Here is a 16471-nt window from a genome sequence, read left to right as displayed (position 1 = left end):
GGGTGCATTGCAAAGCAGTGCGCCCGTTTTTTATTCCGCCAGTTTTTTGCGGACGGCGTTGAATTCTTCCCAGATATGCTGCAGCACGGTGGCGGCGGGTTGTATGTCGCGGATGAGGGCGCTTACCTGGCCGATTTCGAGCTCGCCTTCGTCGAGGTTGCCGTCGAACATGCCGCGTTTGGCCCGGCCCCGGCCCAGCAGGGCAGCGAGTGTTTCGGCGTTGGCGCCGGCCAGTTCGGCCTGCCGCACGGCTTCAAAAAAAGTATTTTTCAGCAGGCGAACAGGAGTCAGTTTTTTGAGAGACAGCTGGGTGTCGCCCTCCTGTGCTTTGATCACGGCTTCTTTGAAGCTTTGGTGCGATGAGGCTTCGGGCGTGGCTACAAAACGGCTGCCCACCTGCACGCCCTCGGCGCCCAGTGCAAAAGCCGCTGCCATGGCTCTTCCGGAACCGATGCCTCCGGCTGAGATCACAGGTATCGACACCGCGTCCGCCACACCGGGTGTCAACACCATGGTGGTGGTTTCTTCGCGGCCATTATGCCCGCCCGCTTCGAACCCTTCGGCTACCACCGCATCCACACCGGCTTCCTGGCTCTTCAGCGCAAACTTCGAACTGGACACCACATGCACCACCGTGATGCCATGCTGTTTGAGCACGGGCGTCCAGGTTTTGGGATTGCCGGCGGAGGTGAACACGATGCGCACCCCTTCATCGAGGATGATCTGGATATGTTTGTCGATATCAGGATAGAGGAGCGGCAGGTTCACGCCGAACGACCGGCTGGTGGCTGCCTTGCATTTCTGGATGTGCTCGCGCAATACGTCGGGGTACATGCTGCCCGCGCCGAGTAAGCCCAGTCCGCCGGCATTGCTGACCGCGCTGGCCAAACGCCAGCCGCTGGCCCATATCATGCCGGCCTGTACAATGGGATAGTCTGTCGAAAAAAGCCTGGTAACGCGGTTGCTGTATGCGGCCATGTGAAATCGTATTGGTTCCTGGCCGGCAATTTAAGATAAAACGCTTAACCCAGGTCAATCTCGGTATTATCGCCGATGTTGAGGCTTTGGCTCAGCCCGCGGATATTGGCGTCGCTGCCGATGAGGGAAGATTTGAGCACCACCTCGTAAAGATTACTGAAAGAGCCGATGATGGAGTCTTTCACGATGGAATAACTCACCACGGTATTGTCGCCGATGGCCACATTGGGCCCGATGATGCTGTTTTTGATATTGCAGCCTTCGCCAATGCTTACGGGTGGGATGATGATGGTGTTTTCGTAAGGCAGCACCGGGTTGGTGGCCAGTTTGTATTTTTTAAGGAGGATGGCGTTGGTTTCGAGCAGGGTGTCTTTCCGCCCGCAGTCGAACCAGTTGCTGACCTTAAAGGCATTGAACTGCACGCCGTGCTCGATCATGCACTCCAGCGCATCGGTGAGCTGGAACTCGTCGTGCGAGCGCAGCTGCCGCTCGATGTTATCCTGCAGGCATTTGTACATCTGCTCCGTTTCCCGGATTTTGTACAGGCCCACCAACGCGAGGTTCGATTTGGGGATCTGCGGTTTCTCCACCACCCGGGTGATGGTCTGCTGATCGTTGATCTCCGCCACGCCGAAGCTGCGCGGGTCGTCGACTTTCTTCACGCCCAGCAGGGAGTGGGGATAATTGATCACTTCCTTGAAGTCGCATTCCACGATGGTGTCGCCGAGCACAATGAGCACTTCGTCGTTCTGCACCACTTCCCGTGTGAGCAGAATAGCGTGGCCCGTGCCTTCGCGGGAATTCTGCTGTACAAAATGCACCTTCAGGTCGGGGTACTTCTTTTCCACGTAATGCTGGATCTTCTCACCGAGGTAACCCACCACAAATACGAATTCACGGATGCCGGCTTCCACCAGCTGGTCTACGATAATGCTCAGGATGGTGCGGCCTGCCAGCGGAATCAGGGCTTTGGGCTGCGTATATGTATGTGGGCGCAGTTTGGTGCCTGCTCCTGCGACTGGAATGATTGCCTTCATGTATCGGGTTTAGAGATGGTTCACTGCGCGAATAAACCGTCGTCACATTACTATTTGCGGGCAAATTACGGAATCAATCAGTAATTATAAAGAAACATTCATCAGGCCACCCCGAAAAACAAGGGGCACGGGAGCCACCAGCGGCGCTTTATATTACGAAATTCGCACATTCGGGAGATAGGGGCCTTTTCTGCCATAAATTGACATTTGAGGCCCATCTGAATGCTTTTGCATTTCTTATTTATGAATTAGATGATTAATTTTGCGTCTTAAATTTTCCTTCACCATGCAAAGAGACCAGCAGATATTTGACATCATTGGCCAGGAACTGGAAAGACAGCGCCACGGCATTGAGCTGATAGCTTCGGAGAACTTCACCAGCCTTCAGGTTATGCAGGCCATGGGCAATGTTATGACCAATAAATACGCAGAAGGGTACCCCGGCCGCCGCTACTATGGTGGTTGCGAAGTGGTGGACCTGAGCGAACAACTGGCCATTGACCGTGCCAAACAGATGTTCGGGGCCGTATATGCCAACGTGCAGCCGCACTCCGGCGCACAGGCCAACGCTGCCGTTATGCTGGCCATCCTGCAGCCCGGCGACAAAATCCTGGGCCTCGACCTGAGCATGGGGGGGCACCTTACCCACGGTTCTGCCGTTAACTTCTCCGGCAAACTGTACCAGCCTTTCTTTTACGGTGTGAATAAAGAAACCGGCCTGGTGGAATACGACAAAATGGAAGAAGTGGCCCTGGCCGAAAAACCGAAACTGATCGTTTGCGGTGCCTCTGCTTACAGCCGCGACTGGGACTATAAACGCATCCGCGAAATCGCCGACAAAGTTGGCGCCTTCGTACTGGCAGACATTGCCCACCCCGCCGGCCTCATCGCGAAAGGGCTGCTTAACTCCCCCTTCGCGCATTGCCATTTCGTGACCACTACCACGCATAAAACACTGCGCGGTCCCCGTGGCGGTTTGATCCTCATGGGCCAGGACTTCGAGAATCCCTTCGGCCTGAAAACGCCCAAAGGTGAGGTGCGCATGATGAGTTCCCTGATCGACACGGCCGTTTTCCCCGGCATACAGGGCGGTCCCCTCGAACATGTGATCGCCGCGAAAGCGGTATCGTTCTTCGAAGTGCTGTCTGACGAGTACGACGTATACGCCCGCCAGGTGATCCGCAATGCCCAGGCCATGGCCCGCGCGTTTATGGAGAAAAATTACCAGATCGTTTCCGGCGGTACCGATAACCACCTGCTGCTGATCGATCTGCGCAATAAAAACATCAGCGGTAAAAAAGCCGAACAGGTGCTCGTGAAAGCAGACATTACCGTGAACAAGAACATGGTGCCGTTCGATGATAAGTCCCCCTTCATCACTTCCGGTATCCGCGTAGGCGTGCCGGCTGTAACCACCCGCGGTTTGCAGGAAGAGCACATGCCGCAGATCGTTGAGTGGATGGATAAACTGCTGCTCGATGCCGACAACGAAGGCCTCATTACCAAAGTACGCGGTGAAGTGAACGAATTTATGAAACAGTTCCAGCTGTATCCTGAGCTGGGTTAAGATAGAGTAATGGAATTTGAAGAGGGTGTACCGGATGGTGCACCCTCTTTTTTTTAACCCAACATTTGGAAATTTAAAAAATACTCCTACTTTTACAGTGTACTATTTAACTAGTACACTAAGTCAACTGAAACTTATGACTATGATATCCCTGCAACATCTGAATTTTTCCTACCGCAAAGGACGGCCGGTGTTAAGCGATCTGCAGCTCGATTTGCAGCCGGGCCGTATCTATGGCCTGTTGGGGAAGAACGGTGCCGGGAAAAGCAGCCTCCTGTATAACATTTGCGGCCTGCTGTTCCCCCAATCCGGCCACTGCAACGTGCTCGGCTTTAACCCCGCCCGCCGGCAGCCTGCATTCCTCCAACAGGTGTATTTACTGCCCGAAACGTTCGATCTGCCCGACGTCGGCATCGACGATTATGTAAGGCTGTATGCGCCGTTTTATCCCGCATTCGATGAGGCGGCCTTTAAAAAACACCTCGGTGTGTTTGATGTGCCTCACGGGCCAACATTGCACGCCCTCAGCCACGGACAGCAGAAAAAGGTACTGATCAGTTTTGCATTGGCTACGGGTGCCAAAGTTTTGCTGATGGACGAGCCGACCAATGGCCTCGACATCCCCTCCAAACGCCAGTTCCGCAAAGTGATCGCCGGCTGCCTCCGCGACGATCAGTGCATGATCATCAGCACCCACCAGGTAAAGGATCTCGACAGCCTCATCGATGATGTACTGATCCTGGAAGACAGCCGTATCATTCTCCAGGAGCCGGTCAGCCGCATTACCGAAAAACTCTCCTTCCGCCAGGTTATGAGTCTTGAGGAAACGGAGCCTCCCATTTACAGCGAGGGCGCACTCAAAGGCTACGCCGTGGTAGCCGTCAACCGCCGCGAAGAGCATTCCGGCCTGGATATGGAAATGTTTTTCAACGCCGTGATGGTGGAAAAAGAGAAAATCCTTCCCTTGTTTAACCGGTAAAATTATTCCCGTATGCAATTTTCGTTTACACGTTTCAACTTTCTGTTCAAACTGCAACTGGCTACCCACCTGCGGTTTTACCTCCTGGGTATGGCGGCGCTCACCGGTATCCTGATGGTCTTTATGCTGTTTGTCGCCAGCAACAACAGCGCGGGCCTGCATTACAACTCACAGCAGGTGATCTTCTTTATTGGTCTGCTGCTTGCGTCAGGCGTATATACCTCCACCATTTTCAGGCAGTTCTCGCAGAAAGCCGGGCGCATACAGGCCATCATGTTGCCTGTTTCCGCTATGGAACGCCTGGCGGTAGCCATTCTCTTTACACTGGTGCTTTTCCCGGTGCTATATACCATGATCTGCCTGGCCTGCCTGTGGCTGACCAATCTCGTTGACCTCTACGCGCTGGGGCATGTCAATCGTGTGTTCTTGCTGGATGATGGCATGCTGAGGGTATATCTCTTCCTGTTTTATTTCATGCAGGCCATGGTGATGCTGGGGGCCATCTGGTTCCGCCGGTACACCTTCGTCAAAACGGCGGTGATGGTATGTGTGGTGATACTCGGATTCCAGGGATTCAACGATGTAGTGGTCAGGAAGATGATGGCGAATGCCCGGCCCGCCAGGATGGAGGAGGTGTCCAAAAAGCTGGGTGAAGATGTAAGGGAGCTCCGGGTCGATGGTGCCAATCCGTTCTTTAACATCCTCGCGTCGGGGTACGCGGTAAGAGGCGATCGATGGGAACAGGAGTATTATGAAGTGAAACTGCCTTCTCCCTTATATGGAATAATGATGGCGGTATTGATTTTCTTCCCGTTTTTCCTATGGTTCATTACCCTGCTGAGATTACGTGAGCAGCAACTTTAAAAACTGACAAATGGAATTCAATAATACACTGGCCATTTACCTGCAGATAGCGGATTATGTGTGCGACCAGGTGCAGTTGCGTCACTGGCCGCCGGATGCCAAAGTGCCGTCGGTCCGCGAACTGGCCGTTACACTAGAAGTGAACCCGAACACCGTGATGCGCTCTTACGAGCACCTGCAGCAGCAGGGCATCATCTATACCCGCCGGGGCATGGGCTACTTCGTCAGCGACGACGCGGTGAAAAAAATCGCGGTGCTCCGCAAAGAGCAATTCCTCCAGGAAGAGCTTCCCCAATTTTTCCGGAAGATGTTCCTGCTGGGCATCGAACTGGATGAATTGAAAGGACGGTACGAAAAATATAAACAGCAGCATGTTAAAGCAAACTAAAATCTGGCAACCTCATGAAAACAAGCAGTAAATTATTGATCGTATTCTTCATATTGATGCCCGTGCTGATGGTGGTATTCAACCTGTTGCTGAAAGACCAGTTCGTGAAAGGCAATATTACCAGGAGAAGACCGGACTCGGCGAAGCCCCCTGTTATCCACGAACTGAAGCCGTTTAAATATGTGGTGTACAACGGTAAAGTGGTATACCGGAAAGGCGGCCGGGAAAAAACGATGAGCAACAACCAGCAGCTGCGCCTAGCGGTGGCCAGGGGCAATACCTATCGCATCGACATTGACCGGCGGTGGAAGGACATGCTGGAATACAGTTATCATGCCGATACGTTGTTTATCTCGTACAAGCTGAATGAGCAGGGCGATATGGACTTCTATTACTGGGGCGGATCGACAATCCTGTATGCTCCGGAGCTGGATGGTGTATCCGCAGGCGATGGTTCGGTGAGCCTCTGGCCCTGCCGCCAGGTAACCCCGCTGAAAGTAGAGGTATTACCTTCCGGCTCCATTTCTGCATTGGACGTGAATTTGCCGCAACTGCACCTGTCCGTAGCCGGCAATGCTAAAGTAGATCTTCAGCAGGCCGACATCGATACGCTGGCATATGACCTGAAGGCACAGAGTGAACTCTCGATCAAACAATCCTATACGATAAAAGCATTAAAACCTGGTATGGTGGATTCGACGAGCATCATTTCCATATCAGCAAGCGCGGCCAGAATGGTGGAGATGGTGCCATCCGGACTGCATGCGCCCAAGACTGTTGTTACGAAACAATAATTCTAGTCTCACTAAAAATGTCATAACCGTTCCGATATCGATCGGAACGGTTTTTATTTTCAGAATTGTGTAGCGAGGTAAGCCATGGTGCCGGCGCCGATTTCCAGCGCATTTTCATCCACGTCGAACAGGGGCGTGTGCACGCCTGCAGTGATGCCGCGGGCTTTGTTGCCGGTGCCCAGCCGGAAGAAGCAGGCGGGGATCACCTGTGAGTAGAAAGCGAAATCTTCGGCGCCCATGCGCAGCTCGGTGTCTTCCACATTATCGCGGCCGATGAAGTCTTCTGCCAGCGAGCGGGCGGTAGCGGTAACGCCTTCGTTGTTATATACCATGGGATAACCCACGAGGATATCTATGTCTATTTCCGCGCCCATGGCATGCACGAGCTCGGTGCTTTGTTTGCGGATAAGTTCGTGCGCCTTGAAACGCCATGTTTCGTCCATCGCCCTGAAAGTGCCCATCAGCTTCACTTCGCTGGGAATCACGTTGGTGGTGAAGCCGCCGTTGAATGCGCAGATGGACAATACGGAAGGGGAGAACGGGTTGTTGTTGCGGCTGATGATCTGCTGCAGGCTCACCACGAGGTTCGATGCAATCAGGATGGTATCGGCGGTGAGGTGGGGCGCGGCTGCGTGCCCGCCTTTGCTTTTTACCGTGATATAGATTTCATCTGCGCTGGCCATGTACTGTCCCGCCCTGAATCCCAGCTTCCCGGTTTCCATGGTGGGCAATACGTGAAGGCCCAGGATGGCCTGGGGTTTGGGGTTTTCGAGGGCCCCGTCTTTGATCATGAGGCTGGCCCCGCCGGGATGTTTTTCTTCACCCGGCTGGAACAATATCTTAACGGTACCTTCAAATTCGTCGCGCACTTCCTGCAGAATGCGGGCTGCGCCCAGCACTACGGTGGTATGCACATCGTGCCCGCAGGCGTGCATCACGCCGGGAGTTTGCGACTTGTAAGGTACGTCGTTCGCTTCTTCGATCGGCAGGGCGTCTATGTCTGCGCGCAGGGCAACGATCTTTTTATCTGGATTTTTGCCTTTGATCAGCGCCACGATGCCCGTGCCCGCCACACCGGCGGTGTAGGGGATGCCGTATTCGTCCAGTTTGGACTGTATGAATTTGGATGTTTCGTATTCCTGGAAAGAAAGCTCGGGATGGGAGTGTAAATGCCGTCTGCAGGCGATCAGGTCAGGTGTATATGCTTTGGCCAGCGATTGAATCCGCTCCTTCATTCTAATTCTTTTTCCGGTGATACGTTGATAATGGTAGGCACAACAAATACGCCTCCGCTGTAATGGTCTGCTAATTTGTTTCTGAGATCGGTGGCTTCCTGGCGGGTTTTGAAATCACCCACGCGCACCTTGAAATAAGGCGCTTCCCAGTCGAGGTAACTGCGGAATTCAGGGAACAGCTGCATGGCCTTCGCTTTTGCATCGTTGGCCTCGTTGCGTTTGTTGGTAGTGAGCACCTGCACGCGGAAGCCCGGCTGATTGCGGATGGCCAGGGTGTTGATATAGATCTGTTTTTTGATGAGAACGTCGATCCGGTTGTCTTTCACCACTTTCACATTGCCGCCGCCATTGTCCTGGGCGCGCAGCGCAAGCGCGGAAAACATCACGATCAATAAACAGCCTGTTCTTAATATCATATGTAAATAGTTAGTTTGTCTCTTTTTTACCGGCCAGTACGGATTCTTTCATAATGGCCACGCCTGAACTGGTGCCGATACGGGTGGCGCCTGCATCTATCAGATCCTTCGCAAATGCAAAGGTACGAACTCCGCCGGAAGCCTTGATATGGATATTGGCGGGCAGATGTTTGCGCATCAGGGCCACTGCTTCCACGCTGGCGCCTTTTTCGGCGTACCCGGTGGACGTTTTCACGAAATCCACCCCGTACTTCGCATACAGCTCGCAGCACCTGATGATCTCTTCCTCCAATAATATGCCACTTTCGATAATTACCTTGATGGACCGTTGTTTATTGCGGATAAGGGGCATAATGGTGGCGATTTCCTTCTCGAGGTACCCCCAGTCGCCATTACGGATAGCCAGCAGGTTGGCCACCATGTCCAGCTCGTCGGCCTCGTCGATGATGGCCAGCACCGTTTCGGCCACTTTGGCCTCTATGGCTGAATAACCGAAAGGGAACCCGGTAACGGTGGCTACTTTAGTGGGAGTGCTTCCCACGAAGGTCTTGGCCAGTTTTACAAAAGGGGGCGGCACGCACACGGCGGCAAAGTCGTATTCCACGGCCTCCATGCAGAGTTTTTTGATATCCTCCAGGGTGGTGACCGGTTTGAGTATGGTATGATCGATGTAGCGGTTCAGTTTCATGGTGACGGTTTATCCTTAAAAACACAACGGAGTTACGCCGGCCGACCGTGTAACTCCGCTATACATTATTCCGGTATGATTTTACAGGTCTTTACCATGACAGTTTTTGAACTTCTTGCCGCTTCCGCAGGGGCAGGGATCGTTACGGCCTACTTTCGGGCCTACGCGTACCGGCTCGGGACGGTGAGGCTCTTCGGCAGGGGCGTATTCTTCCCGGCGCTGCGCGGGTGCTGCGCCGCCGCCGTTGTCGAAATCCTGGTGGGAAGCGCGCATCCGGCTCATGTCGGTTTTTTCCTCATGGCCTTCGGTGATCTGCTCTTCCGGCTGCTGGCTGGGAATGCCTGACTTGCAGAGGAACGATACGATCTCCTTGCTGGTATCGGCGCTCATCTGTTTGAACAGTTCGAACGCTTCGAATTTATAGATCAGCAGCGGATCCTTTTGTTCGTACACGGCGCTTTGCACGGATTGTTTCAGGTCGTCCATGGCGCGCAGGTGCTCTTTCCAGGCTTCGTCGATCAAGGCGAGGGTGATGCTGCGTTCCAGTGCGGCTACGGTTTCGCGGCCTTCCGTTTCCACCACTTTTTTCAGCGGCGCCAGTACGTTGATGCCTTTCCGGCCGTCGGTAAACGGAATGGAAATGTTCTCGATATGCTGGCCCTGTTCTTCGTAGATCTTTTTGATCACGGGCAGGGTACCGTTGGTGAGCTCGGCGTTCCTGCGGCGGTAGTTGGCCGTGGCCTCGCCGTAGAGTTTCTCGGCGATCTCGTTCGTCTGGCTTTTCTGCAGCTCGTCTTCCGAGATAGAGGTATCTATCGCGAAGTTCATGATCACATCCAGCTTGAAGGCTTCGTAATCGCCGCTTTGACGGTGAGTGGTAACGATATTTTCTGCTACTTCGTAGAAGGAGTTGTCGGTGTCGATCGCGAGGCGCTCGCCAAACAGGGCGTGGTTACGTTTGGAGTAGATCACGGTACGCTGTTTGTTCATCACGTCGTCATATTCCAGCAGGCGCTTACGGATACCGAAGTTGTTTTCTTCCACTTTCTTCTGGGCCCTTTCGATGGAGCGGGTGATCATGCTGTGCTGGATCACTTCGCCTTCTTTATAACCCATCCTGTCCATCAGCGCGGCGATACGGTCGGAGCCGAACATGCGCATCAGGTCGTCTTCAAGGGAAACAAAGAACTGGGAGCTGCCGGGGTCGCCCTGGCGGCCCGCACGGCCACGCAGCTGGCGGTCTACACGGCGGCTTTCGTGCCGCTCCGTACCGATGATGGCCAAACCACCGGCCTCTTTCACGCCGGGGCCGAGCTTGATGTCCGTACCACGACCGGCCATGTTGGTGGCGATGGTCACCGCGCCGGGCAAACCTGCTTCGGCAACGATCTGTGCTTCACGGGCGTGCTGTTTGGCGTTGAGTACGTTGTGGGGAATCTTCTCGAAGGTGAGCATTTTGCCCAGCAGTTCGGATACCTCCACGGAGGTGGTACCTACCAGTACGGGGCGGCCTGCGGCCTTGAGGGTTTTGATTTCCTCTATAACGGCTTTGTATTTGTCGCGTTTGGTTTTATACACCAGGTCTTCGGCATCTTTACGGGTGATGGGAAGGTTGGTGGGGATGTTCACCACATCGAGCTTGTAGATTTCCCAGAACTCACCGGCTTCGGTGGTAGCCGTACCGGTCATACCGGCCAGCTTGTGGTACATCCTGAAATAGTTCTGCAGGGTGATGGTGGCGAACGTTTGTGTGGCGGCTTCCACTTTCACATTTTCCTTTGCTTCGATGGCCTGGTGCAGACCGTCTGAATAACGGCGCCCGTCCAGGATACGGCCGGTCTGCTCGTCCACGATCTTCACCTTTCCGTCCATCACCACGTATTCCACGTCTTTATCGAACAGGGTGTAGGCTTTCAGCAATTGCTGCACGGAGTGGATGCGCTCGGATTTGATGGCGAAATCCTGGAGCAGCTGGTCTTTCCGTAACATTTTTTCTTCCGCGCTGAGATCGAGCTTTTCCAGTTCGGCAATCTCGGAGCCGACATCGGGCATCAGGAAGAAGTTGGGATCTTCGCCGGCGCCGGTGATGAGGGCGATACCCTTCTCCGTCAACTCCACACTGTTATTTTTCTCCTCGATATGGAAGTACAGGCCTTCGTCTACCTTGGGCATTTCGCGCTGCTGGTCGGCAATGTAATAGTTCTCCGCTTTTTGCTGGAGCACCTTGATGCCGGGCTCGCTTAAATATTTGATGGTGGCGCTGTTCTTGGGGAGGCCGCGGTGGGCGCGCATCAGGGCCAGACCACCGGTTTTCGGGTCGTCTTTTCCTTCTGCGATCAGTTTTTTGGCTTCGAGCAGGTAGCCGTTCACCACTTTCCGTTGTTCTTCCACGAGGCGCTGGATGCGGGGTTTCAGGGCGTGAAACTCCTGCTCGTCGCCACGGGGAATGGGCCCGGAGATGATCAGGGGGGTACGCGCATCGTCAATCAACACGCTGTCCACCTCATCCACCATAGCGAAGTGGTGCTTACGCTGCACCATCTCTTCAGGGCTGTGCACCATGTTGTCGCGCAGGTAGTCGAAACCGAATTCGTTGTTGGTGCCGTACGTAATGTCTGCCTGGTAGGCCGCGCGGCGCTCCGGAGAGTTGGGCGTATGTTTGTCGATACAGTCCACGGTCAGGCCGAGGAACTCGAACAGGGGACCGTTCCACTCGGAGTCACGTTTCGCCAGGTAATCGTTCACGGTTACGATATGTACGCCCTGGCCGGCCAGCGCATTGAGGTAAGCAGGCAGTGTAGATACGAGCGTTTTACCTTCACCGGTCGCCATTTCGGCGATTTTACCCTGGTGCAGCACCGACCCGCCGATGAGCTGTACGTCGTAGTGCACCATGTTCCAGGTCACGGGCGTGCCGTTGGCATCCCAGGAATTGGCCCAGGTCACTTTGTCACCTTCGATGCGCAGATAGTTGCGGGTAACGGCCAGCTGGCGGTCGAGATCGGTAGCGGTGGCAGTGATACTGCTGTTTTCCTTCAGTCTGCGTGCTGTTTCCTTTACAACGGCGAATGCCTCGGGTAACAGCTGCTGCAGTATTTCTTCAATTTTTTTATCGCGGTCTTTAGTGAGTTTATCTATTTCGCGGTAGGTAAGATCTTTGGTGTTCACATCTTCTTCAGCTTCCGCCGCTTCTTTTTTGGAAGCGATCTCCCGGTCTATATCGGCCAGATGGGATTGGATACGTGCACGGAAATCCTGCGTTTTGCGGCGCAGGTCGTCGATAGGCAGGGACGACAGTTTTTCATACTCCTCATTAATCTGCTTCACGATGGGAAGGATCAGTTTGATATCGCGTTCAGACTTGTTTCCTCCAAAGAGCTTTGTTAAAAAACCTAGCATGTTAAAATTTCGATTTCGTAAGATAAAAGTAACCTCTGCGGCCGTTCTATATTGTCAAATATTGCGCCCGGCCGGGAGGTTGTGCCAAGGTGTCAGGCATGCGCCTTTTTTCCGAGGCTCGTAAAATTAGGAATTTTTAGGGGAAAACATCGAAAATAGCGTTCTATGCGGGGTTTTAATGAAAATTTAAGGAGCCCCGCACACAGCGGTGATGGCCGTTCATCAAAAAAATGACCTAATTTACCGCACCGCGCAATGCCGGATTGTTAAATTCTTAAATATATGGGGGCTATCCGTCATAAAAAGATAAGAATATGTAAATACTTTTTATAAATTTAAACGTTTTAATCACGCTATTGAATTTTATACAATCACGTCTATGAAGCAAATTCAGCCCAGGAGTCTTTTCGTTGCCAGTTGTTTGGCATTGCTTGTTACATCGCTATCCTTTGGAATCCGTGCCGGTATTCTCGGCCAGTTGGGTGTTCAGTTCCATCTCAGCGGGCAGGAGCTCGCGGTTATTACCGGTACCGCTTTCTGGGGCTTTCCCCTCGCCGTGGTGATCGGTGGTTTCATCGTAGATGCCATCGGCATGAAACGCCTGCTGGTAGCTGCCTTCGTGCTGCACCTGCTCGGCATCATCCTCACCATCAGCACACCTTATTTTTCTTCCGGCTTCTGGCCGCTGTTCATCTCCACTCTGTTCATCGGCATGGCCAATGGTACCGTGGAAGCAGCGTGCAACCCGCTGGTGGCCACCATTTTCCCGGACAACAAAACCACCAAGCTCAACCACTTCCACCTCTGGTTCCCCGGCGGTATTGTAGTAGGCACCCTGCTGGTGTTCTTCTTTAATGAGATCGGTCTGGGCTGGCAGCTGCAGGTAGCGACCATGATCATCCCCACGCTGATTTACGGGTATCTTTTCCTCCGCCTCGACTTCCCGGTAACGGAACGCGTAGCGGCCGGCGTGTCCAACAAACAGATGTACCGCTCCATCGCGAGCCCGCTGTTTCTCTTTATGTTTATCTGCATGTTTGGTACGGCCATCACGGAGCTGTTCACCAACCAGTGGATCGAAATACTGCTGAAAAATGTAACTACTTACGGCATTCTCATCCTGGCGCTCACCGCGGGCGTGCAGGTGCTGGGGCGCGCAGTGGCCGGACCTATCGTGCACCGGATGTCGCCCACCGGCGTGCTGCTGGGCTCCGCGATTTTGTCCGCACTCGGCCTGTACCTGATGGGCAGCGCAAGCGGCAACATGCTCTTCGTGGCGGCCATCATCTTCGGGATGGGCATCACCTATTTCTGGCCCACCATGCTGGGCTTTGTGTCCGAGAACATCCCTGAATCCGGCGCCCTCGGCATGAACCTGATGGGCGGCGCGGGCATGTTCGCCGTATCCATCTACACCATTTTTATGGGCGGTTTTTACGATAACATCATTGCGAAAAACCTTCCCGCCGGCGCTACCCTCGATGCCTACCGCTCCGCTGCGGCCGGATCAACGGAAGCCGCCGCATTCGCACAGGCGCAGGCGGTGGCCGGCCCCGAAATCATCAACGTGACGCTGGTGATCCCCATTATTCTGATCGTTGCATTCGGTGGCCTGTTCTTTTACATGAGAGGAAGGAACAAGCAGCAGTTGCAGACGGCCAATGCCTGATCAGGAAGTAAGCGCTGCATAATATTATAAATGCAGCCGCTGTGGAAAAACAATATTTACGAACACATAAAATCATACGTGATATATATGAACAGGAAACTTAGAATGGGAATGATCGGCGGGGGGAAAGACGCATTTATCGGCGCCATCCACCGCATTGCCGCCAACATGGACGGCCTGATTGAACTGAAAGCCGGCGCGCTGAGCATCAACCCCGAAGTGGCAAAAGACTCAGGGAAATCCCTCTTCCTCGAAGAAGACCGCATTTATCTTGATTTTAAAACGATGCTGGAGAAAGAAGCGACGATGCCGGAAGACAAGCGGCTCGACTTCGTGACCATCGTTACGCCTAACTTCGCGCACTTTGAGCCTGCCATGATGGCGCTGGACAAAGGGTTTAACGTGGTGATCGAAAAGCCGATCACTTTTACGCTCGACGAAGCCAAACAACTGAAGGCGAAAGTAGAAGAGACCGGCCGCACCCTGCTGCTGACGCATACTTACACGGGTTATCCCATGGTGAAACAGGCCCGGCAGATGGTGAAGAGCGGCGTGCTCGGCAAGCTGCGCAAAGTGTGGGTGGAATACCCGCAGGGCTGGCTCAGCAAAATGAGCGAGCGCGAAGGCAATGCACAGGCCGCCTGGCGCACCGACCCTAAACGTTCCGGTAAAGCCGGCGCGATGGGCGATATCGGTACGCATGCCGCCAACCTCGCAGAATATATTTCCGGTCAGAAAATCGATAAATTGTGCGCCGACCTGAACATCATGGTGGAAGGTCGCCTGCTCGACGACGACGGCGCCGTATTGCTCCGTTTCGACGGTGGCGCCGCCGGTGTGCTGATGGCTTCGCAGGTTGCCGCAGGTGAGGAAAACGCACTGAAAATCCGCGTGTACGGCGAAAAAGGCGGCCTCGAATGGGCGCAACAGGAGCCGAATACATTGCTGGTGAAGTGGCTCGACAAACCCACGGAAATCCTCCGTGCCGGTGCCGGCAACCCGCACCTCGACGGCTTTGCTACACACAACTGCCGCACGCCTGGCGGTCACCCCGAAGGGTACCTCGAAGCATTCGGTAACCTCTATCGCAACTTCGCCCTCACCCTGCAGGCTAAAATCGACGGCGTAACGCCCACGAATGCCATGCTCGATTTCCCGGGTGTGGACGACGGTATCCGCGGCATGGCGTTCATCGACATGGTGGTGAAATCATCCGCCAGCGACGCCAAATGGACCAGGTTTGAAATCTGATACCTGAGCAAAATCAGGCGCCATAAAGAGAAAGATCAGTGCGGGCCTCCGGGAAAGCACTGATCTTGAACCGCAAAGGTTTCATCCGGCAGGCATAAAAACAACCCGCCGGTCAGTGAACAAATAAAAAGTATCGCGATAAATTATTAACGGATGAAAACGATCAAAGGACCCGGTATTTTCCTGGCGCAGTTCCTCGACGATAAAGCCCCCTTCAATTCCCTCGACGCCATCTGTAAATGGGCGGCGGGCCTTGGGTTTAAAGGCGTGCAGATCCCTACCTGGGACGCGCGGGTGATCGACCTGCAGAAAGCGGCCGAGAGCAAAACATATGCAGACGAGATCAAAGGTATCGTGGAAAGCGCCGGCATGCAGATCACCGAACTGTCTACCCACCTCCAGGGCCAGCTGGTGGCATCGCACCCGGCTTACAACGAGCTGTTCGACAGTTTTGCGCCCAAAGCCGTGCACGGCAATGTGAAAGCCCGCACCGAATGGGCCGTACAGCAGCTGAAATATGCCGCCAAAGCCAGCAGCAACCTGGGCCTCAATGCCCTTGCCACTTTCAGCGGCGCATTGCTCTGGCATACGGTGTACCCCTGGCCGCAACGCCCCGCAGGGCTCGTGGAAACAGGATTTAAGGAGCTCGGCGACCGCTGGCTGCCTATCCTCAATGAAATGGACGCCCACGGCATCGACCTCTGTTATGAGCTGCACCCCGGCGAAGACCTGCACGACGGCATCACGTTCGAGCGCTTCCTGGAGGCCACCGGCAACCACAGCCGCGCCAACCTGCTGTACGACGCCAGCCATTTTGTGCTGCAATGCCTCGACTATCTTTCTTTCATCGATATCTACCACGAAAGAATCAGGATGTTCCACGTAAAAGACGCGGAATTCAATCCCACCGGGCGCTCCGGCGTATACGGCGGTTACCAGGGCTGGCTCGAAAGGCCCGGCAGGTTCCGCTCCCTCGGCGACGGACAGGTGGATTACAACGGCGTTTTCAGTAAATTGACCCAGTATAATTACTCCGGATGGGCCGTAATGGAATGGGAATGTTGCATGAAACACCCCGAAGACGGCGCCCGCGAAGGAGCACCTTTTATTCAGAACCACATCATCCGCGTCACCGAAAAAGCTTTCGACGATTTCGCAGGCACCGGTCCGGATGAAAATTTAAACAAAAGAATATTAGGTTTGTAA

Annotated in this window: 14 protein-coding genes; 8 read left to right on the top strand and 6 right to left on the bottom strand. The window is 54.1% G+C overall.

Annotation, left to right across the window (positions count from 1 at the left end; genetic code table 11):
• Positions 1–30: 30 nt before the first annotated feature.
• Both EGT74_RS05090 and EGT74_RS05085 read right to left on the bottom strand, forming a co-directional pair.
• Positions 31–978 (bottom strand): NAD(P)H-dependent flavin oxidoreductase, encoded by a 948-nt coding sequence (locus EGT74_RS05090; protein ID WP_123845445.1) that lies wholly within the window; start codon positions 976–978, stop codon positions 31–33.
• Positions 979–1022: 44 nt separating this feature from the next.
• A complete protein-coding gene (locus tag EGT74_RS05085) occupies positions 1023–2015 on the bottom strand; it encodes a sugar phosphate nucleotidyltransferase (protein ID WP_123845444.1) in 993 nt (330 codons plus the stop codon).
• 286 nt (positions 2016–2301) lie between these two features.
• Here EGT74_RS05085 and EGT74_RS05080 point away from each other — a divergent pair, with 286 nt between their 5' ends.
• From EGT74_RS05080 to EGT74_RS05060, 5 genes are all read left to right on the top strand, one after another.
• Positions 2302–3582 (top strand): serine hydroxymethyltransferase, encoded by a 1281-nt coding sequence (locus EGT74_RS05080; RefSeq protein WP_123845443.1) that lies wholly within the window; start codon positions 2302–2304, stop codon positions 3580–3582.
• Positions 3583–3718: 136 nt separating this feature from the next.
• The gene (locus EGT74_RS05075; RefSeq protein ID WP_246008123.1) at positions 3719–4561 is read left to right on the top strand and encodes an ABC transporter ATP-binding protein; all 843 of its coding nucleotides are present in this window, start codon (positions 3719–3721) and stop codon (positions 4559–4561) included.
• Positions 4562–4573: 12 nt separating this feature from the next.
• The gene (locus tag EGT74_RS05070; RefSeq protein ID WP_123845442.1) at positions 4574–5425 is read left to right on the top strand and encodes a hypothetical protein; all 852 of its coding nucleotides are present in this window, start codon (positions 4574–4576) and stop codon (positions 5423–5425) included.
• Positions 5426–5435: 10 nt separating this feature from the next.
• Positions 5436–5813, top strand: coding sequence for a GntR family transcriptional regulator (locus tag EGT74_RS05065; protein ID WP_123845441.1), 378 nt, complete (start codon positions 5436–5438; stop codon positions 5811–5813).
• A 14-nt stretch (positions 5814–5827) separates the two neighbouring features.
• Entirely contained in the window at positions 5828–6607 is a 780-nt protein-coding gene (locus tag EGT74_RS05060; RefSeq protein WP_123845440.1) for a hypothetical protein, read from the top strand.
• 59 nt (positions 6608–6666) lie between these two features.
• Here the strand turns inward: EGT74_RS05060 and EGT74_RS05055 are convergent, their stop codons facing one another.
• The 4 genes from EGT74_RS05055 to secA form a co-directional block, all read right to left on the bottom strand.
• Positions 6667–7842 carry a M20 metallopeptidase family protein gene (locus EGT74_RS05055; RefSeq protein WP_123845439.1) on the bottom strand — a complete coding sequence of 392 codons (1176 nt, stop codon included), beginning with the start codon at positions 7840–7842 and terminating at the stop codon, positions 6667–6669.
• The gene (locus EGT74_RS05050; protein ID WP_123845438.1) at positions 7839–8258 is read right to left on the bottom strand and encodes an SPOR domain-containing protein; all 420 of its coding nucleotides are present in this window, start codon (positions 8256–8258) and stop codon (positions 7839–7841) included. Before EGT74_RS05050 ends, EGT74_RS05055 begins: the two co-directional genes overlap by 4 nt.
• A 10-nt stretch (positions 8259–8268) precedes the next feature.
• The gene (deoC, locus tag EGT74_RS05045; protein ID WP_123845437.1) at positions 8269–8946 is read right to left on the bottom strand and encodes a deoxyribose-phosphate aldolase; all 678 of its coding nucleotides are present in this window, start codon (positions 8944–8946) and stop codon (positions 8269–8271) included.
• A gap of 81 nt (positions 8947–9027) precedes the next feature.
• On the bottom strand, positions 9028–12345 hold the full coding sequence (secA, locus tag EGT74_RS05040) for a preprotein translocase subunit SecA (RefSeq protein WP_123845436.1): 3318 nt from the start codon (positions 12343–12345) through the stop codon (positions 9028–9030).
• A gap of 379 nt (positions 12346–12724) precedes the next feature.
• Here secA and EGT74_RS05035 point away from each other — a divergent pair, with 379 nt between their 5' ends.
• The 3 genes from EGT74_RS05035 (at position 12725) to EGT74_RS05025 (ending at position 16471) form a co-directional block, all read left to right on the top strand.
• Entirely contained in the window at positions 12725–14014 is a 1290-nt protein-coding gene (locus tag EGT74_RS05035) for an MFS transporter (protein WP_123845435.1), read from the top strand.
• Between the two features lie 87 nt (positions 14015–14101).
• Complete coding sequence (locus tag EGT74_RS05030) at positions 14102–15265, top strand: Gfo/Idh/MocA family protein (protein WP_123845434.1); 1164 nt, start codon at positions 14102–14104, stop codon at positions 15263–15265.
• 153 nt (positions 15266–15418) lie between these two features.
• Positions 15419–16471 carry a sugar phosphate isomerase/epimerase family protein gene (locus EGT74_RS05025; protein WP_123845433.1) on the top strand — a complete coding sequence of 351 codons (1053 nt, stop codon included), beginning with the start codon at positions 15419–15421 and terminating at the stop codon, positions 16469–16471.

Origin of the sequence: Chitinophaga lutea (assembly GCF_003813775.1) — a bacterium.
In the GTDB taxonomy this organism is placed as follows: Bacteria; Bacteroidota; Bacteroidia; order Chitinophagales; family Chitinophagaceae; genus Chitinophaga; species Chitinophaga lutea.
This window is presented reverse-complemented; position numbering and strand designations above follow the sequence as displayed.

Bases quoted from the DNA above. Each gene is read 5' to 3' on its own strand.
- deoC (WP_123845437.1), bottom strand. From the start codon at position 8,946: ATGAAACTGAACCGCTACATCGATCATACCATACTCAAACCGGTCACC.
- EGT74_RS05035 (WP_123845435.1), top strand. From the start codon at position 12,725: ATGAAGCAAATTCAGCCCAGGAGTCTTTTCGTTGCCAGTTGTTTGGCA.
- EGT74_RS05065 (WP_123845441.1), top strand. From the start codon at position 5,436: ATGGAATTCAATAATACACTGGCCATTTACCTGCAGATAGCGGATTAT.
- EGT74_RS05070 (WP_123845442.1), top strand. From the start codon at position 4,574: ATGCAATTTTCGTTTACACGTTTCAACTTTCTGTTCAAACTGCAACTG.
- EGT74_RS05080 (WP_123845443.1), top strand. From the start codon at position 2,302: ATGCAAAGAGACCAGCAGATATTTGACATCATTGGCCAGGAACTGGAA.
- EGT74_RS05050 (WP_123845438.1), bottom strand. From the start codon at position 8,258: ATGATATTAAGAACAGGCTGTTTATTGATCGTGATGTTTTCCGCGCTT.
- EGT74_RS05060 (WP_123845440.1), top strand. From the start codon at position 5,828: ATGAAAACAAGCAGTAAATTATTGATCGTATTCTTCATATTGATGCCC.
- EGT74_RS05025 (WP_123845433.1), top strand. From the start codon at position 15,419: ATGAAAACGATCAAAGGACCCGGTATTTTCCTGGCGCAGTTCCTCGAC.
- EGT74_RS05030 (WP_123845434.1), top strand. From the start codon at position 14,102: ATGAACAGGAAACTTAGAATGGGAATGATCGGCGGGGGGAAAGACGCA.
- EGT74_RS05075 (WP_246008123.1), top strand. From the start codon at position 3,719: ATGACTATGATATCCCTGCAACATCTGAATTTTTCCTACCGCAAAGGA.
- EGT74_RS05090 (WP_123845445.1), bottom strand. From the start codon at position 978: ATGGCCGCATACAGCAACCGCGTTACCAGGCTTTTTTCGACAGACTAT.
- secA (WP_123845436.1), bottom strand. From the start codon at position 12,345: ATGCTAGGTTTTTTAACAAAGCTCTTTGGAGGAAACAAGTCTGAACGC.
- EGT74_RS05085 (WP_123845444.1), bottom strand. From the start codon at position 2,015: ATGAAGGCAATCATTCCAGTCGCAGGAGCAGGCACCAAACTGCGCCCA.
- EGT74_RS05055 (WP_123845439.1), bottom strand. From the start codon at position 7,842: ATGAAGGAGCGGATTCAATCGCTGGCCAAAGCATATACACCTGACCTG.